Genomic DNA, 24,727 nt, shown 5'->3' with positions numbered 1-24,727 from the left:
AGGAACAATGAAATTGAATAGATTAAAAAATATAGTACTACTAGGTGCCATTGGTTTGTCCATGACATCTTGTGAAAAGTTTCTGGAAGAACAGAACAAATCAAACGTAACTGCCGAGAGTTATTATGTAACTCAGGAGGGATTTGAAGCTCTAGTTAATGCAAACTATGCTCAATTAAGAACCATTTATGGTGATGAAGCATGGATGTTTAGCTGCGGAACTGACCTTTATGCTGAAGGGCGTACGCCTGAGCCTCTTGGTCTAAGCCAATACAGAGATCTGGACCCTTCTTCTGAAGGTGTAGACCATCTTTATCGTACCTGTTATGCCGCTATTCAGCTGGCAAACCAAGGTCTGTATTACAGCGAGCAGCTTGACTCTTACCCTGCTTTAAACGAGAGAATTGCGGAGCTTAAGTTTTTGAGAGCCAATGCCTATTTCCTTTTGGTACAATCTTACGGTGGTGTGACTTTATTAAATGAGTACATCAAAGAAGCCGTTTATGAATTGGAGAGAAACTCTGCTGAGGAAATCTATGCTCAGATTATTTCTGACCTGGATGCCGCAGCAAGTGGATTGTCTTCTGGAGCATATAACGGAAGAGCTAACCAAAGAGCAGCTCAAAACTTGTTAGGTAAAGTGTATCTAACTCGCGGTTATGAATCATTCGGTAGTTCTGATGATTTCACAAAAGCAGCATCGCTTTTCGATCAGGTGATTGGTGGCGAAGGATTAAGCCTAACTTTTGAAGAGCTTTGGGACCCAAATAATGACGGAAATTCTGAAACCATTTTCTCGGTTCAGTACTCACCGGCCTCAGTAAGTGTAGACCCTCAAAATCTAGGTAATAGACAGTCTAGTTATTTTGGACCTTATATGGGTGGAACTGAGGTAGCAGGTAACGCACCATACAGAACCTATAACTTAATTGCCTCTGACTATGCTATCGATCTATTTACAGAGGATGATGCTCGTTGGGAAGGTACATTTATGACAAAAATGTACACGAGATACTTCGACTATTATGATGTAGATGATAAGAGTTCTCTTGAAGTAGCAAGATTCTATGAGCCATCATGGTTTACTGCTGAAGACAGTGTAGCCTTCATGACAGCTAACCCTAATGCAGCTTACCACTCTTATGGTTCTTACAGTTCTCAGACAGTTAGTAGTGATAATCAGACAATCCCGGTTAAGAAGTTTGATGACCCTAAAGCTCCTTTTGGTGCCAAAACAAGCACCAGAGATATCGTTTTAGCCAGACTTGGAGAAACGTATCTGCTTGCAGCTGAAGCAAATCTTCAGGCAGGCAATGCTTCAAAAGGTCTTGACCTACTGAATGTAGTTCGCGAAAGAGCAGGTGTTGCCCCGGCTACTGCTGATGTTTTTGACATCGACTACATTCTTGACGAAAGAGCAAGAGAACTTTTTGGTGAATACCATAGATGGTTTGATCTAAAAAGAACAGGCACATTGGTTAGAAGAACTGCTCAATACCACAGACTGGTATCTGAAAGTGATTTTGCAGGTGCCAATGGCGAGCAAAAGATCCTAAGACCTATCCCTAGAGAGGCCTTAGATCTTAACCAAAATGACAGTTATGCTCAGAACCCGGCTTATAATTAAGAAGGGCCTGAATTAAGTCGATAATTATTTAAGCATCATACAGTTTAAAATAAGTTATACAGGAGATGGGTACTATCTATCTCCTGTTTTTTTATCTCGAAAATCACTACTCTGGAAAAGCCTTGATTATTATGAAAACCTTATCAAAATTACTCTTTGCACTCTGTGCAATTTTGCTACTCAGCTGCTCTCAAAACGCTGAGGACACTCAACAAGAAACTCAAATAAGCGAAGAGCTTAACTGGTCAGAAAGACTTGCCCAATCAGTTATAGAAAGAAACCCGGACCCGGTAAAACTGGTAACAAAGAAAAAGTCAAAATGGAATTACAAGATTGGCCTTTTCATGACTTCCTTAGAAAGACTTTATCAAAAAACAGGTAATGAACGCTACCTGGATTATATGAAGAATTACACTGATCAAATGATTGATGAAAATGGTCAGATTTTCAAATACAGCACCACAGAGTATAATATTGACAATGTCAATGCCGGCAAATTCCTTTTTTTCATGAAAGAAAAAACGGGTGATGAGCGATTTCAAATAGCCATGGATTCTTTGCGAGAGCAGCTAAAAACTCACCCTAGAACTAACTCTGGCGGTTTCTGGCATAAGCAGATATACCCTTACCAAATGTGGCTCGATGGCCTGTATATGGGAGCCCCTTTTTACGCTCGATATAATGTAGAGTTTGAGAATGGAGATCAGGCCCAGGATATCATTCATCAGTTTGATGAAATTGAAGCACATTTAAAAGACGAAAACACTGGCTTGCTTTTTCATGGCTGGGATGAAAGCAAACAGATGGACTGGGCCGATAAAGAGACCGGTCGCTCACCGAATTTCTGGACGAGATCCATGGGCTGGTATGCCATGGCACTTGTAGATGTTTTGGATATTCTACCCGAAGAAACGGAGGGAAGAGATAAACTTATTCAATACCTCAATGACCTTTCTGAAGCCATCATTAAAGTAAGAGACCCGGAAACCAAAATATGGTGGCAAGTAACAGACAAGCCCCATGAAGAAGGTAATTATCTAGAGGCCTCAGGATCATCTATGTTCATTTATGCCCTTGCCAGAGGAGCAAAACATAGTTACTTAGACCAGCAATACCTCAACTATGCTAAGGAATCCTATGATGGTTTGATCAAAAATCTCACCTATGTTCATGAAAACGGAAGTGTAGATATTTTACAAGTTTGTAAAAGTGCCGGCCTTGGTGGTAACCCATACAGAAGTGGCTCTTATGAGTATTATATAAGTGAGCCTATGCTGACCAATGATATCCATGGAATGGGTCCTTTTGTACTTGCCTCTTTGGAAATAGAAGAATAAATTATGAGTTCTCTCCTTATCATCCTTTTGGCAACAGCCCTGGTGCTGTTTTGCATTGTAAAACTTAAACTGCATGCAGCCATTTCCCTATTGCTAGGTGCCGTATTTACAGCACTTTGCACCTCACCGGAAATGATCGCGGCTTTTGCCATGCAAAAAGGATTAAATGATGCTGAGACCCTCTCCTTACAACAAATCTCTCTGGGTAAAAAGGTAGCTCAGGCATTTGGCAATACCTCTGCCAAAGTTGGGATTTTAGTTGCACTAGCCTCAGTCATAGGAGCAGCACTTATGCGTAGTGGTGCTGCAGAGAGAATCATTAGGAGTATTCTTAAGATTTTCGGCAAACAGAATTCTTCTCTGGCCATGCTCACCGGTAGCTTTACTTTGGCCATTCCAGTTTTCTTCGACACCGTTTTTTACCTCATGATCCCTTTGGTGAAATCACTTTCCATAAGGAATCCAAAGAAGTTCAGCCTGTACCTGATGGCGACTATTGCTGGTGGCGTAATGGCACATTCATTGATTCCTCCCACTCCCGGGCCTCTCTTTGTGGCTGAGGAAATGGGTATCGACTTGGGGGCTATGATTATCGGAGGGCTTGTAGTTGGTATTATTACCATTCTAGCTGGATATCTTTACGCCATTTGGGCCAATAAAAAATGGGATTTACCCGTAAGAGACGCCACAGATGTAAAAGTGGCAGACCTTCAGAATTTCTCTGCCAAAACAAATAACGAACTACCGGGATTGGCTATTTCCATATTGCCTGTATTACTTCCAATTCTTCTAATTACAGGTAATACTTTCTCCGAAATAGTATTCCCAAAAAATGTCAAGCTCATTTCCATCCTTAAAACCATTGGGGATGCCAATTTCGCCCTTTTGATCTCAGCGTTGGTAGCAATGTGGTTACTATGGAGTCAGGTAAAAGACCATCAGAAGTTTAAGAGTTTTATATCAGAAGCACTGAGTAGTGCCGGCATGATCATCTTGATAACCTCCGCAGGAGGGGCATTTGGTCAAATGCTCCAGCAAACTGGCATCGGTGCTGAAGTAGCTAATCTGGCAGGGAATTTCCAAATCGCACTTTTACCAATGGCGTTTTTTGTTACGGCTTTGGTTCGCTCTGCCCAAGGATCGGCTACTGTAGCCATGATTACAGCCATGGGAGTAATGAGTGGGGTCGTTAATGATCAATTGGCCTTTCATCCTGTCTATTTGGCATTGGCCATAGGCTGTGGTTCTAAGATTTTTGCATGGATGAATGATAGTGCCTTCTGGATCATCACAAAAATGAGCGGCATGAAAGTCAATGAAGCCATACGTCACTTTTCTATGCTACTGGTGGTAATGGCTTTGGCCGGATTGGTAGCTGTGATGACTTTATCCATTTTATTTCCATTTGTCTAATTGATTGAAAAGAATGACCTCTCAAAAAATCACCATCAAGGCTTTTAAAACAGATAACGTGGCTGTTTCTCCGGAGAGAACTGGCCTGAAAAGTGGTGATCTCATTTCAGGTGGGCTTTTGATTAAAGAATCTATACCCATGGGGCATAAAGTGGCACTATGTAATCTTGGTAAAGGTGATGCAGTAGTGCGTTATGGACAAACAATTGGCTTTGCCTCAAAAGAAATAGAAGCAGGTCGCTGGATCAATGAAACGAATATTGATTTACCAACCCCACCTCAGCTAGATGAAATTGAGTATATCAAAACCCCAATCCAAAAAGCTGAACCTCTGGAAGGGTATACCTTCCTTGGATACAAGAATAAAAGTGGGACTGTAGGTACCAAGAACCTTCTGGCGATAAGCACCAGTGTGCAATGTGTCGCTGGTTTGGCCGAGCATGTAGTCAAAAAAATCAAGCAAGATTTATTGCCAAAATACCCAAATGTGGATGGTGTAGTAGCTATCAATCATTCCTACGGCTGCGGTGTAGCTATCAACGCTCCTGCGGCTGTGGTACCTATCAGAACCTTACAGAATTTAGCAGACAATCCAAATTTCGGAGATCAGGCTCTTGTGCTGGGCTTGGGATGCGAAAAACTCAGACCCGAAACACTTAGCTCAAACGCCGATCGAAATTCTTCAATTTTCTACATGCAAGACCCGGAGGTGGTTGGTTTTAATGCCATGGTTAATGAGGTCCTGAATTTAGCAGATAAGCATTTGTCTGAACTCAATCAAAGAAAACGTGAAGAGTGTCCGGCTTCTGAACTGGTAGTAGGCATGCAGTGCGGCGGTAGTGATGCTTTCTCGGGCATTACGGCCAATCCTGCCGCCGGTTTTGCTGCAGATTTAATCGTGAGAGCAGGCGGTAGTGTCATGTTTTCGGAAGTAACCGAAGTAAGGGACGCAGTGCATTTATTGGTACCAAGATGCACCAGTGCAAAAATAGCCACAGAGCTTCTTGAAGAAATGCGTTGGTATGATGAATACTTGGCCACCGGCAAAGCAGACAGAAGTGCTAATCCATCACCGGGAAACAAAAAAGGAGGTTTAAGCACGATAGTAGAAAAGGCTTTGGGTTCAGTAGCCAAGTCGGGTACTAGCCCAATAGTCGGTATTGTTAAACCAGGTGAAAGACTCAAAAACAGAGGATTAAATTTTGCCGCAACACCGGCAAGCGACTTCGTCTGTGGAACGCTACAATTAGCCGCAGGTATGAACATGCACGTATTTATGACCGGCCGGGGCACGCCTTACGGGCTCTCTGAGGTACCGGTGATTAAAGTAAGTTCTAATACTCCAATGAGTGAAAGGTGGTTTGACTTAATAGATCTGGATGCCGGACAAATAGCCACCGGCAAAAAGACGATTGAAGAAATGGGCTGGGAATTATTTCAGCTGATACTTGATACGGCCAGTGGTAAAAATACAGTGGCTGCAGATAAACTGGGTTTATATAATGATCTGGTACTGTTTAACCCTGGACCTCTTACATAATATTGAAATAAATCTACCAAAGGATCAACCGAACCTTTGAGGATCAATAAAAACAAACGCATGAAACAATTATTAAATGCTCTAAGTGATGGGCTTTTATCATTCCCAATCACAGACATGGATGCTAATGGAAATTTTGACTCCGAATCTTATACAAAACGACTGGAATGGTTTCTTTCGAAGGATATTTCCTCTGTTTTTGTAGCCGGAGGTACTGGAGAATTCTTCTCTCTTTCAAAGGCAGAATACCAACAAATTTTGGATTGTAGTCAATCGGTTCAAAAGGGAAGCACACCGTTCATTTCAAGTGTGGGCAGAAGTATTCCGGAAGCCATAGAATATGCTCAGATGGCAGAAAAAGCGGGGATAGATGCCTTATTGCTTATGTCACCCTACCTAACAGGCTGCCCACCAGAGGGAGTGGTGGAGTATGCAAAAACTATCATGCAAAACACCACGCTTCCGGTAATTTACTATAACCGAGCCAATGGTATTTTGAAAGCCGAACATATTAAAGAGCTGACAGAAAGCTGCGAGAATCTTATCGGACTAAAAGATGGTACTGGCAATATGCAAGACCTCAATGATGTCATCAAAACCGTTGGTGATAGATTGGTCTATATTGGAGGTGTACCTACCGCCGAAATCATTTCTGAAGCCTACCTTTCTATAGGTGTCAATACCTACTCCTCAGCAGTCTTTAATTTTGTGCCTGAGTTGGCCATAACGTACTATAAAGCACTTCGAAAAGGAGACCAAAAATTAGTGAGCCAAATCATCCAGGACTTCTTTATTCCGTTTGTCAGATTGCGTGGCAAAAAAGCGGGCTATGCAGTTAGTTTGATAAAAGAAGGAGCCAAACTTATTGGCAAACCTGCCGGTGATGTAAGACCACCTCTTCAAATGCCATCAAAATCAGAAAGTGAATTACTCAAAGAGCTTATTGAGCGAGGTAAAGAATTATCTTCTCTCTAACAACAAGGAGCAAAATACAATCAAAATTTAAGTTTAAATATCTTGTATTTGGAGAAAGAAAATTTTGAGAACGTTTCCGAGAACGATTGCGTAAATTTATTTCACACTTTATACAAAGTTTTTATTATCAACAACTTAAATTCACAATTAATATTTCAAGCTCTTTAGACAACAACATTACACGAGCTTAATACATAGGTTATATAATTGGTTAAAGTGAAAAGACAGCATCGTTTGATACTGTCTTTTTTATTTCAATAATTCCTTGCATTGATCAAAGGAAAAGCCCTTTTCAGCTGAGTACTCGCGGCCCATTAAAAGGCAACCGATTATCTTCGCCTTTATGTGGATGTATCTCGGGCTTCTGGCCGCACTTTTCCTGGGCTTACATAATTTATGTAAGAAACATGCCGTCAATAATAACGAGGCTTTTCCAGTCTTATTCGGAACCGTTTCTGCAGGCTTATTGGTCCTGATTCCTCTATTTTTAGGCTCTCGTTTTTGGCCAGATGTTTTTCAGAGTGCAGGCCTATACGTTCAGCAAATTCCCTGGATTACTCACGGATATATTCTTATTAAGTCCATGATCATGGCGGCCTCCTGGTTATTGGCCTATCAGGCCTTGAAGCATTTGCCTATAACTATCGTGACTCCAATTCGTTCTGCGGGGCCATTCTTTACATTTATTGGTGCATTACTTATTTATCAGGAAAAGCCTAACCCATGGCAATGGGTCGGCTTCTTTCTTATTATTTTCTCAGTTTTCCTGTATTCGCAGATTGGTAAAAAAGAAGGGATTCACTTCAAGAATAATAAATGGATCTATGCCATCATTGGGGCTACCTTTTTGGGGGCATCCAGCGGCCTGTATGACAAGTTTTTGATTCAAGGGCTAGAGCTAAACCCTCCAACCTTACAGTTCTGGTTTTGCTTTTATGCCATGCTTTTGCTTTTCCTGATCCTTTGCGTAACGTGGTTCCCAAATCCACAAAAACGAAAAGCCTTTAAATGGCGATGGAGCATACCGGCCGTAGGTATTTTACTGCAGACATCAGACTACTTTTACTTCAAGGCTTTACAAGACCCTGAAGCCCTGATTATGCTTCTTTCTGCCATCAAAAGAAGCCAGATATTAATCGCTGTCTTATTGGGTGGAATCATTTTTAAAGAAAAGAATAAACGCAAAAAGCTTGTTCCTCTGGCAGGTATCTTGATTGGGGTATTATTGATATTACTCTTTAAATAAAAAATGCCGGGTATTCCCCGGCATTTTTCTAAATCAAACTCTACTTTTTTTAGAATAATTTAGGAGCAAATTCACTAAGATATACTCTCCAGTTTCTCCAGATATGTCCTCCATCTGTTTCCAGGTATTCATACTCCATGCCCATATCGTCAAGCTTCTTTCTAAATTCCTTATTGGCATTGAATAAGAAATCTGTCTTACCAATAGCGATGTAATAAAGCTCCAGGCCATTATCCATTTGGGTCTGAAGTGTTCCGTCAATATCACTGTACACATCTAATCCTGCGGCATTTTCTCTTGGCATAATGGCCGCTGAAAATAAGCCTACATAATCAAACACATTGGCATGATATCTTGAGATATGCATCGAATGGAACCCTCCCATTGAAAGACCGGCAATAGCTCTATGAGCCTTATCAGCCTTTACTCGGTAATTAGATTCCGTAAACTTCACTATATCCATAAAGTTTGTCTCGTAGCTACCTTGCATGGTTCCCGGAGCCATAAACTGCGGCTTATAAAAGCCATCACTACCCTTACCTGGAGCGGCATCTTGTGAAATATTGCCATTTGGCATAACCACAATCATAGGCTTAGCCTTACCTGATGCTATCAAATTATCCATTATCTGAGCCGTTCTACCTAGGTCACTCCAGGCTTCTTCATCTCCACCTGCTCCATGTAGCAGATAAAGTACCGGATATTCATCTGTCGAGCTTTCATATCCAGGAGGAGTGTAAACCGTTAACCTTCTGTCCATTTTAAGACCCGGTGAATCATACCATCTTTTAGCTACGGTACCATGCGGTATGTCATTGACCTTATAAAGGTCAGCATGACCGCCTCCAATAATAAAAATGTTGGTTACTGAAGCCACGTCTCTAATTAAGAATGGATTATTAGGGTCGGTAACCTTCACTCCATCTACCTCAAAAGAGTAGCTATATAGCTCCGGAGACAATACTTGTGACGTAAACGACCAAAGTCCCTTATCATCTTTTGACAAATGAACAGGACCCGGAGCATCCATAGGTCCAAACTGCGTTTGAATCTTTATAGTCGGTAAAAAGTCCCCTGTTAGCTTCACGCTATCAGCTTTTGGAGCCATAAATCTGAATGTAACAGAATTATCAGCATGAATCTCTGGTGATTTTATTTCCTGAGCTCCAAATAATGCCTCTTGTGCAGAAGTAGTATTGAGCATAAAAAAGGCTCCCAAAGCCCATATTCCATGTTTGATTTTTGAAAACATAAGTTATTGTTTAGGTGTATTTTAAAATAATCTAGGTGCAAATTTTGTGAGGTACACTCTCCAGTTTTTCCAGATATGACCTTCTTCAGATTCTACATATTCATAAGTCATGCCCAAAGAATCGAGTTGTTTTCTAAATGCCACATTAGCATCAAAAAGAAAATCTGTTTTTCCAATGGCTATCCAGTATAAGCGAAGCCCATTGTCGGCTTGTTTCTTAAGCGTTTCCTCCATGTTTGAATAGACCTGCCCTGTAGCATCTTCTCTTGGAATAACGGCGGCAGAAAAAAGCCCTACATAATCAAAAGTATTTTCATAATACCGGCTGATATGCATGGTATGAAAGCCGCCCATAGAACGACCTGCAATGGCCCTTGCCTCCTTCTCCTTTTTTACGCGATAGGTTTTCTCTACAAAGGTGATGACATCTTTAAAGTGAGCTTCATACTCTCCATTCATAGATCTTTCTGGCAAAAAAGTAGGCTTTTGAAAGCCTTCACTGCCATAACCGTAGCCACCATCCTGGGCCACATTTCCGTTAGGCATAACCACAATCATTGGTTTGGCTTTTCCGGCAGCAATCAGGTTATCTATTATCTGAGTAGCCCGACCATGTGCGGCCCATGAGTTTTCATCACCTCCGGCCCCGTGTAATAAATACAAAACCGGGTAAGATTCATTTGAACTCTCATATCCCGGTGGAGTATATACGGTAAGTCTTCGATCCTTATTCAGCGTGGGTGAATGGTACCAGGTATTTGATACCGAACCGTGTGGTACGTCATTATTTTCATAATAATCTGCCTGCCCTCCACTTATGGTAAAAATGTTTGTTACCGTAGACCCATTTCTAAAAACATAAGGCGAGTTTGGGTCAGCTACTCTTACACCATCCACCAAATACCAGAAGCTGTAAAGTTCAGACTCCAGAGGCTTTGAGGTAAAGGTCCATAGACCGTTCTCATTTTTCTCTAAGATGACAGATCCCGGCCCTTCCTGGACCCCAAAACGCGTCATTACTTTTTCTGGAGGAAGAAAATCAGAGACTAACTTCACGGTATCTGCCTGAGGAGCCATTAGGCTAAAACTCACAGAAGAGTTATCATTGATTCTTGGAGAAATAATTTCTTCAGGCTCTTGAGGGATTTCCTGTGCCCTAATTCCTGCGGGAAGAATCACCCACCCAAGCAGAATTATTGCCGTTTTAAAATTCATTGGATCAATAGGTTTTAGAATGTCCAACGAAATTAAACTATTTCAGCAGAATTTATAGTCTCAGAGTGAGACAATATATAATTACTGATTTTTTACCGACCAATTGACTCAAAATTTCAGATACATCCGGTGGTTCGGATTAGAGTGATTATCGCTGATTTTGAAATCATGACTTCCAATAATTTCAAAACCCATCTTTTGGTAAAATGAAACTGCTCTTTGGTTACCCTCCCAAACGTATAGCCACATTCCTGATTGATTCTTTTCTTTTGAAAGCTCAAGATTCAGTTTGAACAATTTTGACCCGAGCTGCTTCCTGTAAAAGTCTTCCAGGATATAGATTCTTTCCAACTTGGCTACATTCTGCTCTGCAATGTTTTCATGACCTTCGTTGAAAACGATCTTCGAATAACCGGCTGGCTTGTCATCAAAATAGATGAGATAGTATACATTTTTATCATCTATGAGCTCTTCAAGGAAATTGTCTGAAGTAAAGTTTAAAGAAGCATACTCTTCGATATCTGAGGATGCAGCACTGGAACCGTGAGATTCTATAAAACTCTGTTTTCCTATTCTTGCTAAAAGATCCCGATCACTGGGAAATGCCTGTCTTATTAAAATAGACGGGGTTGTTTTCATGGTTGATATGCTAAAAAGATGAAGTTAGACCCACTTTAGCAATACATGTCGACCATTAAATAAGATTCTATAAAGTCCTTTAAATAAGAAATTTAAATCTGAACATTATCCTATTTAGCTTAGGCATATCACTTTTTTGACTCCAAAATTTTCACCTGTTTCTCCATTAAACTGGTTATTTGGGAGAGTAGCTCAATGTCTTTTGGTGTAGGAACTGTGGCGTCCTTGGGGTCATCAGCCTTGCTCTTCAAACGATGCATTAATTTCACGACAAGGAAAACCGTAAAAGCTATAATGATAAAGTCTACGCCGGTTTCTAACAACCTTCCATAGCCAACTGCCACCTCAGCATTTAATACCTCCTCACCATTCAATACAGCCTCACGTAGAACCCACTTTTTGTTTTCCAATTTAACACCGTCAGTAAGTAGACTTAAAGGGGGCATAAAAACCTCTTTGACCAAACTATCGATCACGTTATTAAACGCAGCACCTATGATCACACCAATGGCGATATCGATCATATTACCTTTTACAGCGAATTCTCTGAATTCTTTCAAAAACTTAAACTTCATTACTACTGATTTTTTGAATATTCGTATCAACGCGTCTGGCAGACTTCTTTTTACCCCACTTTAATTTGATTTATGAACAAACCTGTAGAGGTAAGGTGCTTTGTTTGAAGCTCCGGTAAACTTTTTCTCGAGCCTCTCCAGAATACCAAGTTGAAGCATTTTTCTCTGGAAGTTATTCATAGGAAAACTGCTGTCATAAACCGTTTCATACACCATAAGCAACTCTTTCATAGTAAATGTCTCAGGCAGTAAGTTGAAGGCTATAAGTTTACGATCCAGGTTTTCTCTTAGTGCCAAAAGGCCATCATTCAAAATTTGGTTATGATCATGGATTAACCTTGGTACGGCATCAATAGTTATCCACTCCAGCTTTTCTTCCAGGTAACCCACCTTTGTCTTTACTTTCTGAATATCCACCAGAGCGTAATAACCAACACAGGTAAAACGATCACTCATCCAATCAATGACCTCCGGAGTAAATCTGTCTGGGTCAAAAACCGCCATTTGCTCTTTAAGCTCTTTTATATCCTTGCTGTTTTTGATACGATCGCTGTCACCAAAAACTTTAAACTGTTCCAGATAAAGATTCTCTATGCCGGTTCTTTCAAAAAGATGTCTTTTGGCAGCTTCATCAATACTTTCTTTCCATTTAATATGGCCACCGGGCAAAACCCAGGTATTCTTAAGGAGCTTAAATTTTGAAAGAAGCACTTTCAGCAGCCCATCTTCAAAACCAAAAACTACACAGTCAACAGAAAGATTAGGGATATGTTCAGAAATGTCAAACTTCATTAAAAAGGGATCATTGTGACCACAAAAATATCAGATACTACTTATACACGAGATAAATGAGCATTCAAAAATCTATTATCTCATTTTGAGATAATAGATTTTTTATTTTACATTTGACCTGAACCCTAATTCAATACCTAATGAAATCGTACAAAATATTTGTTCTATTAACTGCGACTCTATGTTCTCTTAAGCACTCTAAAACATGGGCATTCTCTGTATCAGACACTACCAGTTATATCCATACCGTGGATATTGAAACTGGTAAAATAGATACTCTTTTGAGTATCAAATCTCATTTAGAAGCTCCCAACTGGCATCCGGATGGCTACTTAATCTTAAATAGCTATGGGAAACTTTACACTTTTGATTTAGAAGAAAGAAAACTAAAGTTGCTCAATACCGGATTTGCTACTGCTTGTAATAATGATCATGGTATTTCACCAGACGGCAAACAATTGGTGGTGAGCCATTATGACAAAGATGACCCATCTCCCAAACCATATAAATCTGCCATTTATGTGCTTCCGGTAGAAGGAGGTACTCCACGTAGAGTAACCAAAGAGGTGATGTCTTTTTGGCATGGCTGGTCGCCGGATGGCAATACCCTGGCCTACTGTGGCGAAAGAAACGGCAATTTCGATATTTATTCGATTCCGGTTTCAGGAGGAGAAGAAACCCGATTAACCAGCTCAGAAGGTCTGGATGATGGCCCAGACTACTCTTCAGACGGCAAATACATTTATTTCAATTCATACAGAACAGGTCATATGCAGATTTGGAGAATGCTAGCCAATGGAAGCCAGCCAGAGCAACTGACCTTTGATACCAATTCTAATTGGTTTGCCCACCCATCGCCAGACAATAAACACATGGTTTACATAGCCTACACTTCTGATGAAGAACAAAATCACCTTTTTGGGAAAGATGTAAAACTCAGAATCATGGACATAAAGACTAAAAGTATCAAAGATCTGACGGAGGTATTTTATGGTGGACAAGGCACTATAAATGTGCCCTCATGGAGCCCAGACAGCAAAAAAGTAGCTTTTGTTAGTTACTCGGTAAAATAATATAACCCCAAAACTCTATTGAAATGAAAAATCAAAACTCAAGAAGAAGGTTTCTCCAAACCATTGGTGCTACAGGATTAGCAGGCCTTGCAAATCCTTTGACCACTTTGGCAGCAAGCGAAAAAGCAGAAGAGAGGATTTTGAGATACAGCAAAAAGATCTCAGTAAATGATACCGTACGTATTGGTGTGATTGGTTATGGTGTACAAGGCCATTTTGACCTTAGAACAGCATTGCAGATTCCAGGCGTAGAACTGGCTGGTATTTGCGATCTCTACACGGGCAGAATCCAAAACGCAAAAGAGGAGTTTGGGCCGGAGCTTTATACCACCAGAAACTATAAAGACCTGCTGGACAGACCCGATATAGATGCCGTCATTATTGCCACCACGGACTGCTGGCATGCCCAAATGACCAAAGACGCTCTGGCAAAAGGTAAACATGTTTACTGCGAAAAACCTATGATTTACAAAATCAGCGAAGGCATACCGGTAATTCAAGCGGCACAGAAAGCGGGTAAAGTATTACAGGTAGGTAGTCAACGTGTAAGTAGTCTGGGATATGCCAAGGCTAAAGAGCTTCTGGCTGCCGGTGAAATTGGGGAGCTAAACATGGTTAATGCTGTTTATGACAGACAGAGCTCTATTGGTGCCTGGGAATACACCATCCCAAAGGATGCCAGTGCCGAAAGCACAGACTGGGAACGTTTCATAGAAATCACAGATCGCATGGATTTTGACGCCAAAAAGTTCTTTTGGTGGCGTGCTTTTAAAGAAGTAGGCACTGGTGTGGCAGGTGATCTCTTTATTCATTTACTAAGCGGTACGCATTTCATTACCAATTCACTTGGACCAGAGAGTATTTACAGCACAGGGCAATTCAGCTACTGGAAAGATGGGAGAAATATGCCTGATGTTATGTCTGGAGTAATGCAATACCCGGATAGTCCTGAGCACCCTGCATTTCTGCTTACGCTACAGGTGAATTTTATTAGCGGTACCGGCGGGCAAGAGGTGATACGACTGGTAGGATCTGAAGGTATCATTGACATAATGGGTAATAACATTACCGTCAAACACAGTTTAATGCCAGAAGCTCCCGGATTTGGGGGATATGATTCACTCTTTACTTTCTCAAAGAGTATGCAGGACGAAATGCAAAAAGAATATGATTCAAAATGGTCTGCTGCTCAGCGTAAAAGACCTTCAAAAGAAGATATAATTTACAGGGCTCCGCAAGGTTACAGTGACCACTTAGATCACTTCACTAACTTCTTTGATGCAGTAAGAGAAGGAAAACCTGTAACAGAGGATGCTACTTTAGGGTTTAGAGCCGCAGCACCTGCTCTGGCCTGTAATGAAAGTTATTTTTCAGGTGAAAAAATAAACTGGGACCCTGTTAAAATGAAGCTTGTTTAATAGATAGGAGTGGAAGAAAATTAGTCTTTGACTAATGAGTTCTTTATTTAGGTTTACCACACACTTAAAAGCCATAGCAAGAATTTATTTCTCTGCTATGGCTTCATTTCGTTTAATGCCCTAGAATTATTTCCACTTCACCGACCTTTTCTTAGCATTCGAAAGAAACTTCGCTTTTGTTTCTGCTCCGTTTAGATCAGTATTTTTAATTCGAATACCTTCAGATCTATCACCGTTTACTTCAAGCAATACTTTCTTACCTGCAGTGTAATCCAGATCTTCAATCTCAAGACCATTGACATTATTAACCTGAATTAGATTCTTCTGATCTGAGCTATATACAGCCACATTTTTCAAATGAATATCTTTTGCTTCAGTGAGGGCAATCCCATGATCACTATGAATCACTGCATCACTTATGGAAATATTCTCAACCTGAGACTCTGGAATGCCACGCATCATGATGGCGGTATTGGCTCCTTTGCAATAAATTCTCTCCATTACAAAATCTTTAAAAACTGGCGTTCCTTCTCCAAAAGGCTCAGCTTGCATAGATGGCAAGCCCTCTTCTTCTCCTTCTACAGGTACGGGATCTTTATAAGCATAGTACATATTAAACCTGATGGCCTCACCAGGAATATTATTCATATTGATATCTGAGATATAAATATCTTTCACTACCCCTCCGCGGCCTCTTGTGGTTTTAAACCTTAAGCCAATGTCGGTACCCAGGAAGTTACAATTATTGACATACAAATGATGCACCCCTCCACTCATCTCAGAACCGATCACAAAACCACCATGTCCGTGGAATACGGTGGTGTTTTTCACAATAAAATGGCTTGTGGCCACTCCTCTGTCCCTTCCTGGCTTATCTCTACCAGATTTAATGGTAATCGCGTCATCACCAGTATCAAAAGTACATCCATCTAAAATTCCGTAGGTACAAGATTCTACATCAATGGCATCGTTATTTTGACCAAACCACGGATTCTTTACATTCACATTTCTGATAGTGATGTGTTTGCATAGCAAGGGGTGCAACGTCCAGGCCGGAGAATTTAGGAAGGTAACATCCTCCAAAAGTACATTTCTACAATTGGTCAAACTCACCATATTTGGTCTAAGGAAATCACGAATTGCTTCGTAATCTTCCTTGGTCTTCCCTTCTACTATATTGTTAGTCCACTCACGGTTTTCATTTCCATATTTTGAAATTTCTGACGGGTACCAGGCTGTTCCTGCCTCATCTACTACTCCACCGCTTTTGACTAATCTACTCCATTGAGAATCTGTCAGTTTAGACTTCTTTACTTGCTTCCATACCTGACCGGCACCATCCATAATTCCCTTCCCTGTAATGGCAATGTTTACCAGGTCAACTCCCCAAATAGGTGCATGACAGCGATAGGCAGGCTGTCCCTCCCAGGTGGTCAATACCACCGGGTAATCTTCTCTATTATCTGAGAACTGAATAAATGCTCCATCTTCCAGATGAAGATTCACATTGCTTTTCATCTTTATTGGACCGGAAAGCCAGAAACCAGTTGGTACCAATACCACCCCTCCACCTGTGGAGGAAGCCATATCGATTGCTTGATTTATGGCTGTATGGGCCAGCGATTTCCCTCCACTTACAGCTCCATACTTCCTGATATCGAACGTATCCTTTTTAAAGGCTACCTCATTGATTGTTGGTAATTGATAATTGTAGGTCTGAGGAAACTCAGATTTCTTTAAGTAATGTCTCAATGGATTTTTGATATTCATCAAAGCCTCGGCAGCTAGTTTTGCCATGCTTCTTGCCCCAAAAGGCGTAAAATGCGTATTGTCCACCAGGCCTTCAGGGAACTTAGGGTAAACGCCCGGAGCCACATGCATAAATAAGTCCTTAGAATCCTCCACCCCTAATTCTTTAAGCAGGCCCAGGCTTTTGTGGTGCATATCTATCAAAGGGATACTCAGCTCACTTGCTAGCTCTCTAACCACACCCGGATAGTCACCATGCTGATCTACAAATACGCCTTCATCGTCAAATTTTCTTCTATTGACTGGCGTACACAAAATGGGGTAGGCTCCCTTTGCCTTTACCTCAGCGATATAGTTTTTGAGATTCTCTCGGTAATCGGTCTTCGCAGGAGCCCATCGGGCCGGATCACTTTTCTTTTGGTCGTTATGACCAAACTGAATTATCACGAAATCACCAGGCTGCAGCTGTTTCTCTACTTCTTTCCAATGACCCAAATCCCTAAATGACTTGGTACTTCTTCCATTTCTAGCATGGTTTTGAATTTCTACCACATCAGTAAACAATTCATGAAAGACCTGTCCCCATCCGGTTTCAGGGGCATCATAGATATTTTTATTGGCCATGGTGCTATCACCAATCATGAATACTCTGACTACTTTTTCTGCAGGTTTCAATGCAGCAATAGCCAGGAAGGCCAAAAGACCAAGCAATACTTTTTTCATTTTTCTTAGAGTTGAATTTGGTTAGAACTAACCAGAGTGAAGAGAAACCCAGCCTCATTTTTAAGGCCGGGTTTTAGAATTATTATTTATCTCATCAGATTTAGATCTACATGATCCATATCTGTAAAGTCTTTGTTTTCACCGGCCATAGCCCAGATAAATGAGTAATTGGCCGTTCCGCTACCTGCATGAATAGACCACGGCGGAGAAATAATGGCCTCGTCATTTTGAACCCACAGGTGTCTGGTTTCATCTGGCTTACCCATAAAATGCATGATACCTTGATTCTCTGGCACATCAAAATAACAGTAGATTTCACTTCTTCTGTCATGCGTATGCGGCGGCATAGTATTCCACACGCTACCTGTGGACAGAACCGTAAGTCCCATCACTAACTGGCAGCTCATTATTCCGTCATTATGGATGTACTTGTAAATCGTTCTATTGTTTGAGGTAGCCGCATCTCCTAATGTAACCGGAGAAGCCTGCTCTTTGGTGAAATGCGTATTTGGGTATTCTTTATGAGCGGGGGCAGAGAGTATAAAGAATTTCGCCGGTGAAGAACTGTCTTTAGAGCTAAAGCTTACCTCTTTGGTGCCTTTACCAAGATATACACAACCCAATTTCTCCACCTCGTAGCTAGTTCCATCAGCAGTAACAGTACCATCTCCGCCAATATTAATAATCCCTAACTCTCTTCTTTCCAGAAAATACTCCGCTTTCAAATCATCAGGATTTGGCAATTCTACTGTTTTACCTACTGGCTTCACACCGCCAGTAACCATACGGTCATAGTGAGTATAAGTCAGGCTTACTTCATTATCAATAAAAATAGATTGAACCAGAAAATCCTCTCTCATTTCAGAGGTATTCATTCTTTCAAATTCGCGAGGGCTGGTCTCGTATATTGACTTCATTTGTATCTTAATGGTTTTGTTGTCACCAAGCGTGACTGTGAACATTTTATTGCACTCTAATATCTGATATTAGGTTTATTTTTCTTTCCTAGTCTTACCTACCCATCCATCCACCATCTACCGTGAGTATTTCACCATGAACGTATGACGCTAAATCTGAAGCCAGAAATGCCGTAGGTCCTTTAAAATCTTCAGGTTCTCCCCATCTGCCCGCAGGTATTCTATTCAAAATTGATGTACTTCTATTTTCATCATTCCTGAGAGCTTCTGTATTATCAGTAGCTATATAACCGGGAGCAATCGCATTGACATTCACACCCTTGCCAGCCCATTCGTTAGCAAAAGCTTTGACCAAGCTACCTACCGCACCTTTACTGGCTGCATAACCTGGGACCGTGATTCCACCTTGAAATGTCAGTAGAGAAGCCGTGAATATCACTTTTCCTTTTCCTCTGTCTACCATTTCTTTCCCAAACTCACGGGTCAGAATAAACTGAGCATTCAGATTGACATCAATTACCGTGTCCCACATTTCGTCAGGATGCTCGGCTGCAGGTTTTCTCAGGATGGTTCCTGCATTATTGACCAAAATGTCAATAACAGGGTGCTCCACTTTCGCCTTATTGATGAAGGCATACAGAGACTCTCTATTGGAAAAATCTGCCTGATACGCTGCGAAATTACGTCCCAGACTTTTTACTCTCTTTTCGATAGCACTGCCTTCCAGTTCCAAACTGGCAGAAACGCCGATAATATCTGCACCAGCTTCTGCCAAAGCTTCAGCCATAGCGAAACCTATTCCACGTTTACATCCTGTCACCAGAGCTTTTTGTCCGGTTAAATCTATTTGAATCATAATTTCAAAGGGTCTCTGTTATTCAGAATTTGGATTAGTACAAGATTAGCCAATCATGCTTGGCAATGCTAAAAGTCAAACTTGTTTTTTTATGCAATCGATCTCGGGAACGTTGCCAATTTGTACTCAGCATATTTTCTGAGGTAGATTTCAGGTAAATTCCGATATTTACAATACTTAACCTAATTGATTCAAGATTGCAGACGATTACAATAAAAGACATAGCGAAAGCTTTAAACCTATCTACATCCACAGTTTCCAGAGCCATCAGAGGAAGTTATGAGATCAGTGAGAGTACTAAACAAATGGTGCTTGATTACGTAGAAAAAGTAAATTACAGACCTAACCCTATTGCCTTAAGTTTGAGAGAAAACAAATCGAGAAGTATAGGGGTAATCGTACCGGAAATCGCGAATAATTTTTTCTCAAATGCCATCAACGGTATGGAAGCTGTAGCTCAGAAACGAGGCTACAGAGTAATGATTTTCCAATCCAATGAATCAGCAGATAAAGAAAAAGCCAGTCTTGAGCATGTGATCAATCGTAAGCTGGATGGAGTAATCATTTCATTGTCGGGTCATACCACTGACTTCAAGTTATTTCAGCAATTGATTGATGAAGATTTCCCGATGGTCTTCTTTGACCGTGTACCAGATCGAGTAAAAGCCAATAAAGTGGTAGCTGATAATTTTCAGGGTGCTTTTGATGCTACAGAACATATGATTTTGGCAGGCAGAAAACGTATCGGCCATATCACCAGCCCACCCGTTTTATCTATAACCAAAGAGAGACTTGCCGGCTATAAGGCCGCATTAGAACACTATAACATTCCCTACGAAGAAGATCTGGTAATGTTCACAGATTTCAATTACGAAATTCTTGAGGACAAGCTAAAGCAATTCATGGTTGAAAAGAAACCAGACGCTTTATTTACAGCCAGTGACCGTTTAGCTCTTAAGTGTTTTGAGGCCGCCAATAGTCTGGAAATTAAGATTCCTGACGATATATTCTTTATTGGTTTTACGAATTTGAATGTGGCTCATCTATTGAACCCCGCTTTAAGCACTGTGGTGCAGCCGGCATACGATTTAGGCTCAGAAGCTGCCAGAATTTTGCTAGACAATATTGAAAATAAAAAAGGTCTGAAGGGATATCAGACCTTAGAATTACCAACTATTTTACAGGTTAGAAAATCGACTACGCTTAACTAACGAACCGCCTGACGGGCAAATAATACCCAGCCTTTTTTCTGTTTCAGCCAAACTGTCAAAACTTTGAGACGTACCTCTCCAGGTTTCCCACCATCAAGGGTTTTAGCATACAGTTCGTGACGTACAGCTGCTGTCTTACCAATGATATCAATCGTTTGATTCGTTAACTCTATGTCTGTAAAGTCTGAAGCCTTTGTCATCAATGACTCTATGAACTCATCACGATTTTCTATTCTTCCAGATGAATGTCCATAGCTTAATTTAAAGTGACAAATAGACTGTAAATCAGATTTGTTCGGATTAACAAGAAGCTCCTTCAGCTGTTCTACGCTGGCTTCAATATTTTTTTCTTGTGCCTGGGTTCCAAAAGCAAAGAATGCCATCAATACAAATGACAAAATCAGTTTTTTCATTTCAATAAGAGAGGTTGTTTGAAGTGACGAATGTAAGCTGTTTCAAGAATTCTGCAAAAAACTATTCTTCTGGATAACTCAATACTTGTCGATATGGCTAACCATATTTTCATCACCCATTACAGCGTTTTTGGGTCTGGGATATCGCGATGTAAATACCCCTAAGTCTTTCTCTGTCAATACAGTATTTTGCTGTTCACTAACTTTTCCATCTTCAAGAAATTCTTCAAACTTAAAATCTAAATGCTTGGCCAAAAATCGATAAGCCGCCTGCCTTTTTGAAGCCCCGTAATCATGCTTTTCGTCTGGAAAATGTGCATTTTCAAAATTGCTCTCAGCACCAAAATATGTATAAATATTCCGGATGAAAGGAGCTTCCATTTCGGGCACAAAACGAGTCCAGTCTCCCCCATCTGAAATGATAAGCATTGGTTTCGGTGCCATGCAAGCGGCAATTTCTACGTTAGTAGTGGCCGGAGAACAAGAGGTATGAACAGGCATTCCACTTTCGCATTGACATCCTCCAAAAAAATATCCTGAAACCATAACGGTAGGAACAGAAACCGCAATTCTATCATCTACGGCCGCTAACATAAATGTTTGTGTACCGCCACCTGATTCACCGGTCACAGCAATTCGATTGTCGTCTACTTCATCCAATTGACTCAAATAATCAACAACTCTAATAGAGTTCAAAAGCTGAATTTTAAAGACATTCTCTATTTTATGCTCGGCTTGCTTAAAATCGCCGTATCCCAGCATATCATAGGCAAAAACCACAGCTCCCATTCGGGCCAGAGTCGCACATCGTTGTTGCGTGTATTCCATGAACCTATTGTTCTTTTCGCGTCCATGCCCATGAGGACAAAGAACGGCCGGTGCTTTTTCAGTCAGGCCGATAGGTTTGTATAAATTTCCCGAAACATAAACCCCTGGAATGGACTCAAAAAAAACGTTTTCTACAGTATAACCATTGAGGATCTTTTTACCGTGAACAGTAGGCTTTACCGGTTGGCCAAATTCCAGATTTGAAATTCCGGCACCTTTTAGAATACCTTGGCGAATCTCAAAAGATCGACTTTCCCATTCACCTTTTGATGAAAACAATTTGGCGAGTTGATTATGCTCTTGTTCGGCTTCTTCAGGCGTAAAAAAGTCTCTCTGTCTGAGATTTTGACCGTACAGAAAAGTAGGTAAAACGAGTAATAGCAAAAGGTATTTCATAGTAGGGTATAAACGAAAGTGACCTGAATTTACAGAATAAATTCAGGTCACTTAAACTTTACCAGTTACTTAATTTTAATCCAATTCAAGCACCACTACAGAAGATGCAGGAACTTCAAGCGTAAGCATATTCTTCTTTAACATTGCTTCATTGAATTCTTGAGGGACCACTTTGTTTGGATTTTCAAAAGTATTGTGATCCTGTACTTTATCAGAAACCAGAATTCTTCCTGACACACTTGTCAAATCCTCTCCTCTCAGATCAATGGTAATCTCATGATCCTTATTCAAGTCAATATTGGTCAATGAAACGTGTACTTTCCCATCTTCCGACTTAGAAGCACTTGCAGAGATAGCTGGCAATTTCTTTCCATTAAATTCATAATCATCCGTGGTCAAATGCATCGGGATCAAGGTGGCATCCTGGTGAACCTTATACATTTCCATCACATGGTAAGTTGGAGTTAGGATGATTCTTTCTTCATCTGTCAAAATTACGGCCTGAAGTACATTGACCACCTGAGCTAGGTTAGCCATCTTCACACGATCAGCATGATTATTGAAAATGTTCAAAGTCATACCCGCAATCATTGCATCACGCATCGTATTTTGCTGATAAAGGAAACCACCGTTAGTGCCCGGCTCTACATCGTACCAGCCGCCCCATTCGTCAACCATCATACCCACTTTTTGCTCCGGGTCATACTTATCCATGATGGCCTCATGACCACTCACAATTCGCTCCATATCCCAGGCTCTGGTCATGGTGGTGAAATATTGATCTTCGTTAAAGTCTGTAGCAGAACCTTTATTGTTCCAGTCAATAACGGAGTAATGATGTACCCCTACCCCATCAATCATATGTCTAGGGATATCTCTCATTAAGACTTCTGTCCAGTGATAGTCATCATCACTAGCACCGGAAGCAATCTTGAAGACTCTGGAATCTTTCTCCCACGAAGTATTGATATAAGTGGCGTATTGACGATACACATTGGCATAATACTCGGCCGTCATATGACCTCCACAGCCCCAAGCCTCGTTTCCTACTCCCCAATATTTCACCTTGAAAGGTTCTGGGTGCCCATTTTGGGCTCTAAGGTCAGACATAGGACTTTTACCATCAAAATTCATGTATTGTACCCAGTCCGAGAACTCCTGCACAGTACCGCTTCCCACATTACCAGAGATATAAGGTTCAGTATCCAGCTGTTTTACCAGCTCCATAAATTCATGCGAACCGAAAGAATTGTCCTCTGTCACATTTCCCCACCATGAATTCACAATAGTAGGACGGTCTCCTTTAGGACCTATACCGTCTTTCCAGTGATACGTATCCGCGAAACAACCACCCGGCCATCTCAGGTTAGGTATCTCAAGTTTTTTCAATGCCTCTACCACATCAGTTCTCATTCCATTGATATGTGGTACAAGCTTATTTTCTTCACCTACATACAAACCTCCGTATATACATCTCCCCAGATGTTCTGAGAAATGTCCATATATATGTTTACTGATTTTTGTTTCGGCTAAGTCAGTATTGAGAACCAACTTATTTTGAGAATGCACTCCCATGCTGACTAGCATCAGAAGGCCCATTAGAGCTTTTTTCATAGAATAGGGTTTAAAGAAATGGTTTTATTGATGACCAAATATCGAAAAATCTACTAATGTGTCAAAGTAACACAATCTTTTTAATCCTGATTTTTCGACTAAATTTGAGAAATACATCAACAAACCCATTTATGAGTGCTGTTTTGTTCGAAAAAATCGACGAAAATATTGCTTTAGTTACCCTAAACAGACCCGAGGCATATAATTCCATCAATGATGAGGTAACACAGAGAATGGAAGAAATAGTAGACCAGGTAGAAGCCGACTCTTCTATTAGAGTTGTAATTTTAACGGGTGCTGGAGAAAAGGCCTTTTGTACGGGAGCAGACCTCAAAATAATCTCTGCTGGAAAGGGGAATCTACTGCAATCGAAGAAAAATGGTTTTGGTGGATTTGTTTATGCACAGAAAACCACGCCCTGGATAGCCGCTGTTAATGGTTATGCACTAGCCGGTGGAATGGAGTTTTGCCTGTCTTGTGATCTAATAGTAGCCTCAGATTCTGCCAAATTTGGTTTACCAGAAGTCTCAAGAGGATTGATCGCCGGAGCGGGTGGTTTATTCCGTTTACCTAAAGTACTTCCCAAAAATGTCGCAAATGAATTGATTATGACTGCCGGGCAATTAAACGCCGAGAGAGCTTTTCAATTAGGTTTAGTTAATAGAATCACTTCTGAAAATAAACTTCTCGATGAAGCCAAAACTATGGCAAATGCAATAGCTCAAAATTCGCCAAACGCCATCAAAGAAAGCCTCATGTTTATGAGGGAAACTGAGGGAAAAACGGAAGATGAAATTATTCCAATCTCCGATCAATTATTTCGGGATATTCAGTTAACAGATGATGCTAAAGAGGGCACTCTGGCCTTTGTAGAGAAAAGAAAGCCGGTTTGGAAGTAATCCAGACTGATAACCAACA

General features: G+C 40.8%; 21 protein-coding genes. 10 read left to right on the top strand and 11 right to left on the bottom strand.

Annotated features, from left to right (window positions below; genetic code table 11):
• Positions 1–7 precede the first annotated feature (7 nt).
• From ACUXV0_RS15835 to ACUXV0_RS15810, 6 genes are all read left to right on the top strand, one after another.
• The gene (locus ACUXV0_RS15835) at positions 8–1,627 is read left to right on the top strand and encodes a RagB/SusD family nutrient uptake outer membrane protein (RefSeq protein WP_446190548.1); all 1,620 of its coding nucleotides are present in this window, start codon (positions 8–10) and stop codon (positions 1,625–1,627) included.
• A 131-nt stretch (positions 1,628–1,758) separates the two neighbouring features.
• A complete protein-coding gene (locus tag ACUXV0_RS15830) occupies positions 1,759–2,964 on the top strand; it encodes a glycoside hydrolase family 88/105 protein (RefSeq protein ID WP_446190547.1) in 1,206 nt (401 codons plus the stop codon).
• A 3-nt stretch (positions 2,965–2,967) separates the two neighbouring features.
• Positions 2,968–4,377, top strand: a complete 1,410-nt coding sequence (locus tag ACUXV0_RS15825; protein WP_446190546.1) for a GntP family permease — start codon at positions 2,968–2,970, stop codon at positions 4,375–4,377.
• Positions 4,378–4,390: 13 nt separating this feature from the next.
• Positions 4,391–5,917 (top strand): galactarate dehydratase, encoded by a 1,527-nt coding sequence (garD, locus tag ACUXV0_RS15820; RefSeq protein ID WP_446190545.1) that lies wholly within the window; start codon positions 4,391–4,393, stop codon positions 5,915–5,917.
• Between the two features lie 60 nt (positions 5,918–5,977).
• Positions 5,978–6,892: a 5-dehydro-4-deoxyglucarate dehydratase gene (locus ACUXV0_RS15815; protein ID WP_446190544.1), complete on the top strand. Its 915-nt coding sequence runs from the start codon at positions 5,978–5,980 to the stop codon at positions 6,890–6,892.
• Between the two features lie 343 nt (positions 6,893–7,235).
• Positions 7,236–8,138: an EamA family transporter gene (locus ACUXV0_RS15810; RefSeq protein WP_446190543.1), complete on the top strand. Its 903-nt coding sequence runs from the start codon at positions 7,236–7,238 to the stop codon at positions 8,136–8,138.
• A 49-nt stretch (positions 8,139–8,187) separates the two neighbouring features.
• On the opposite strand, the gene ACUXV0_RS15805 is transcribed toward ACUXV0_RS15810, so the two are convergent.
• The 5 genes from ACUXV0_RS15805 to ACUXV0_RS15785 form a co-directional block, all read right to left on the bottom strand.
• The gene (locus ACUXV0_RS15805; RefSeq protein WP_446190542.1) at positions 8,188–9,390 is read right to left on the bottom strand and encodes an esterase; all 1,203 of its coding nucleotides are present in this window, start codon (positions 9,388–9,390) and stop codon (positions 8,188–8,190) included.
• 21 nt (positions 9,391–9,411) lie between these two features.
• Positions 9,412–10,605 (bottom strand): esterase, encoded by a 1,194-nt coding sequence (locus ACUXV0_RS15800; RefSeq protein ID WP_446190541.1) that lies wholly within the window; start codon positions 10,603–10,605, stop codon positions 9,412–9,414.
• A gap of 108 nt (positions 10,606–10,713) precedes the next feature.
• Positions 10,714–11,244 (bottom strand): GNAT family N-acetyltransferase, encoded by a 531-nt coding sequence (locus ACUXV0_RS15795; RefSeq protein ID WP_446190540.1) that lies wholly within the window; start codon positions 11,242–11,244, stop codon positions 10,714–10,716.
• Positions 11,245–11,372: 128 nt separating this feature from the next.
• On the bottom strand, positions 11,373–11,819 hold the full coding sequence (gene mscL / locus ACUXV0_RS15790) for a large conductance mechanosensitive channel protein MscL (RefSeq protein WP_446190539.1): 447 nt from the start codon (positions 11,817–11,819) through the stop codon (positions 11,373–11,375).
• Positions 11,820–11,879: 60 nt separating this feature from the next.
• Complete coding sequence (locus tag ACUXV0_RS15785; protein WP_446190538.1) at positions 11,880–12,611, bottom strand: NUDIX hydrolase; 732 nt, start codon at positions 12,609–12,611, stop codon at positions 11,880–11,882.
• Positions 12,612–12,751: 140 nt separating this feature from the next.
• Here ACUXV0_RS15785 and ACUXV0_RS15780 point away from each other — a divergent pair, with 140 nt between their 5' ends.
• Positions 12,752–13,684, top strand: a complete 933-nt coding sequence (locus tag ACUXV0_RS15780; protein WP_446190537.1) for a TolB family protein — start codon at positions 12,752–12,754, stop codon at positions 13,682–13,684.
• Between the two features lie 23 nt (positions 13,685–13,707).
• Positions 13,708–15,102 (top strand): Gfo/Idh/MocA family protein, encoded by a 1,395-nt coding sequence (locus tag ACUXV0_RS15775; protein WP_446190536.1) that lies wholly within the window; start codon positions 13,708–13,710, stop codon positions 15,100–15,102.
• A 126-nt stretch (positions 15,103–15,228) separates the two neighbouring features.
• On the opposite strand, the gene ACUXV0_RS15770 is transcribed toward ACUXV0_RS15775, so the two are convergent.
• The 3 genes from ACUXV0_RS15770 to ACUXV0_RS15760 all read right to left on the bottom strand — a co-directional run bounded on the left by ACUXV0_RS15770 (position 15,229) and on the right by ACUXV0_RS15760 (position 19,347).
• The gene (locus ACUXV0_RS15770; protein ID WP_446190535.1) at positions 15,229–17,574 is read right to left on the bottom strand and encodes a glycosyl hydrolase family 28 protein; all 2,346 of its coding nucleotides are present in this window, start codon (positions 17,572–17,574) and stop codon (positions 15,229–15,231) included.
• 86 nt (positions 17,575–17,660) lie between these two features.
• Positions 17,661–18,491 (bottom strand): 5-dehydro-4-deoxy-D-glucuronate isomerase, encoded by an 831-nt coding sequence (gene kduI, locus ACUXV0_RS15765; protein WP_446190534.1) that lies wholly within the window; start codon positions 18,489–18,491, stop codon positions 17,661–17,663.
• A 94-nt stretch (positions 18,492–18,585) separates the two neighbouring features.
• Complete coding sequence (locus tag ACUXV0_RS15760; protein WP_446190533.1) at positions 18,586–19,347, bottom strand: SDR family oxidoreductase; 762 nt, start codon at positions 19,345–19,347, stop codon at positions 18,586–18,588.
• A gap of 197 nt (positions 19,348–19,544) precedes the next feature.
• On the opposite strand from ACUXV0_RS15760, the gene ACUXV0_RS15755 reads away from it, so the two are divergent.
• Positions 19,545–20,558 carry a LacI family DNA-binding transcriptional regulator gene (locus ACUXV0_RS15755; protein WP_446190532.1) on the top strand — a complete coding sequence of 338 codons (1,014 nt, stop codon included), beginning with the start codon at positions 19,545–19,547 and terminating at the stop codon, positions 20,556–20,558.
• Here the strand turns inward: ACUXV0_RS15755 and ACUXV0_RS15750 are convergent.
• The 3 genes from ACUXV0_RS15750 to ACUXV0_RS15740 form a co-directional block, all read right to left on the bottom strand.
• Complete coding sequence (locus ACUXV0_RS15750) at positions 20,555–20,971, bottom strand: nuclear transport factor 2 family protein (protein WP_446190531.1); 417 nt, start codon at positions 20,969–20,971, stop codon at positions 20,555–20,557. The genes ACUXV0_RS15755 and ACUXV0_RS15750 overlap by 4 nt on opposite strands.
• Positions 20,972–21,049: 78 nt before the next feature.
• Positions 21,050–22,195, bottom strand: a complete 1,146-nt coding sequence (locus ACUXV0_RS15745) for an alpha/beta hydrolase family protein (protein WP_446190530.1) — start codon at positions 22,193–22,195, stop codon at positions 21,050–21,052.
• A 75-nt stretch (positions 22,196–22,270) separates the two neighbouring features.
• Complete coding sequence (locus ACUXV0_RS15740; protein WP_446190529.1) at positions 22,271–23,809, bottom strand: alpha-N-arabinofuranosidase; 1,539 nt, start codon at positions 23,807–23,809, stop codon at positions 22,271–22,273.
• Between the two features lie 131 nt (positions 23,810–23,940).
• Here ACUXV0_RS15740 and ACUXV0_RS15735 point away from each other — a divergent pair, with 131 nt between their 5' ends.
• The gene (locus ACUXV0_RS15735) at positions 23,941–24,708 is read left to right on the top strand and encodes an enoyl-CoA hydratase-related protein (protein ID WP_446190528.1); all 768 of its coding nucleotides are present in this window, start codon (positions 23,941–23,943) and stop codon (positions 24,706–24,708) included.
• Positions 24,709–24,727 lie beyond the last annotated feature (19 nt).

This window comes from Jiulongibacter sp. NS-SX5 (genome assembly GCF_052828545.1).
Note: the sequence above shows the minus strand (reverse complement) of the source record. Positions and strands in the feature narration are given on the sequence as shown.

Excerpts from the sequence above, each read along its gene's own strand:
- ACUXV0_RS15835 (WP_446190548.1), top strand. The coding sequence starts at position 8 with ATGAAATTGAATAGATTAAAAAATATAGTACTACTAGGTGCCATTGGT.
- ACUXV0_RS15830 (WP_446190547.1), top strand. The coding sequence starts at position 1,759 with ATGAAAACCTTATCAAAATTACTCTTTGCACTCTGTGCAATTTTGCTA.
- ACUXV0_RS15760 (WP_446190533.1), bottom strand. The coding sequence starts at position 19,347 with ATGATTCAAATAGATTTAACCGGACAAAAAGCTCTGGTGACAGGATGT.
- ACUXV0_RS15805 (WP_446190542.1), bottom strand. The coding sequence starts at position 9,390 with ATGTTTTCAAAAATCAAACATGGAATATGGGCTTTGGGAGCCTTTTTT.
- ACUXV0_RS15750 (WP_446190531.1), bottom strand. The coding sequence starts at position 20,971 with ATGAAAAAACTGATTTTGTCATTTGTATTGATGGCATTCTTTGCTTTT.
- ACUXV0_RS15785 (WP_446190538.1), bottom strand. The coding sequence starts at position 12,611 with ATGAAGTTTGACATTTCTGAACATATCCCTAATCTTTCTGTTGACTGT.
- ACUXV0_RS15795 (WP_446190540.1), bottom strand. The coding sequence starts at position 11,244 with ATGAAAACAACCCCGTCTATTTTAATAAGACAGGCATTTCCCAGTGAT.
- mscL (WP_446190539.1), bottom strand. The coding sequence starts at position 11,819 with ATGAAGTTTAAGTTTTTGAAAGAATTCAGAGAATTCGCTGTAAAAGGT.
- ACUXV0_RS15740 (WP_446190529.1), bottom strand. The coding sequence starts at position 23,809 with ATGAAAAAAGCTCTAATGGGCCTTCTGATGCTAGTCAGCATGGGAGTG.
- ACUXV0_RS15815 (WP_446190544.1), top strand. The coding sequence starts at position 5,978 with ATGAAACAATTATTAAATGCTCTAAGTGATGGGCTTTTATCATTCCCA.
- garD (WP_446190545.1), top strand. The coding sequence starts at position 4,391 with ATGACCTCTCAAAAAATCACCATCAAGGCTTTTAAAACAGATAACGTG.
- ACUXV0_RS15780 (WP_446190537.1), top strand. The coding sequence starts at position 12,752 with ATGAAATCGTACAAAATATTTGTTCTATTAACTGCGACTCTATGTTCT.
- ACUXV0_RS15745 (WP_446190530.1), bottom strand. The coding sequence starts at position 22,195 with ATGAAATACCTTTTGCTATTACTCGTTTTACCTACTTTTCTGTACGGT.
- ACUXV0_RS15810 (WP_446190543.1), top strand. The coding sequence starts at position 7,236 with ATGTGGATGTATCTCGGGCTTCTGGCCGCACTTTTCCTGGGCTTACAT.
- ACUXV0_RS15800 (WP_446190541.1), bottom strand. The coding sequence starts at position 10,605 with ATGAATTTTAAAACGGCAATAATTCTGCTTGGGTGGGTGATTCTTCCC.
- kduI (WP_446190534.1), bottom strand. The coding sequence starts at position 18,491 with ATGAAGTCAATATACGAGACCAGCCCTCGCGAATTTGAAAGAATGAAT.
- ACUXV0_RS15735 (WP_446190528.1), top strand. The coding sequence starts at position 23,941 with ATGAGTGCTGTTTTGTTCGAAAAAATCGACGAAAATATTGCTTTAGTT.
- ACUXV0_RS15825 (WP_446190546.1), top strand. The coding sequence starts at position 2,968 with ATGAGTTCTCTCCTTATCATCCTTTTGGCAACAGCCCTGGTGCTGTTT.
- ACUXV0_RS15770 (WP_446190535.1), bottom strand. The coding sequence starts at position 17,574 with ATGAAAAAAGTATTGCTTGGTCTTTTGGCCTTCCTGGCTATTGCTGCA.
- ACUXV0_RS15775 (WP_446190536.1), top strand. The coding sequence starts at position 13,708 with ATGAAAAATCAAAACTCAAGAAGAAGGTTTCTCCAAACCATTGGTGCT.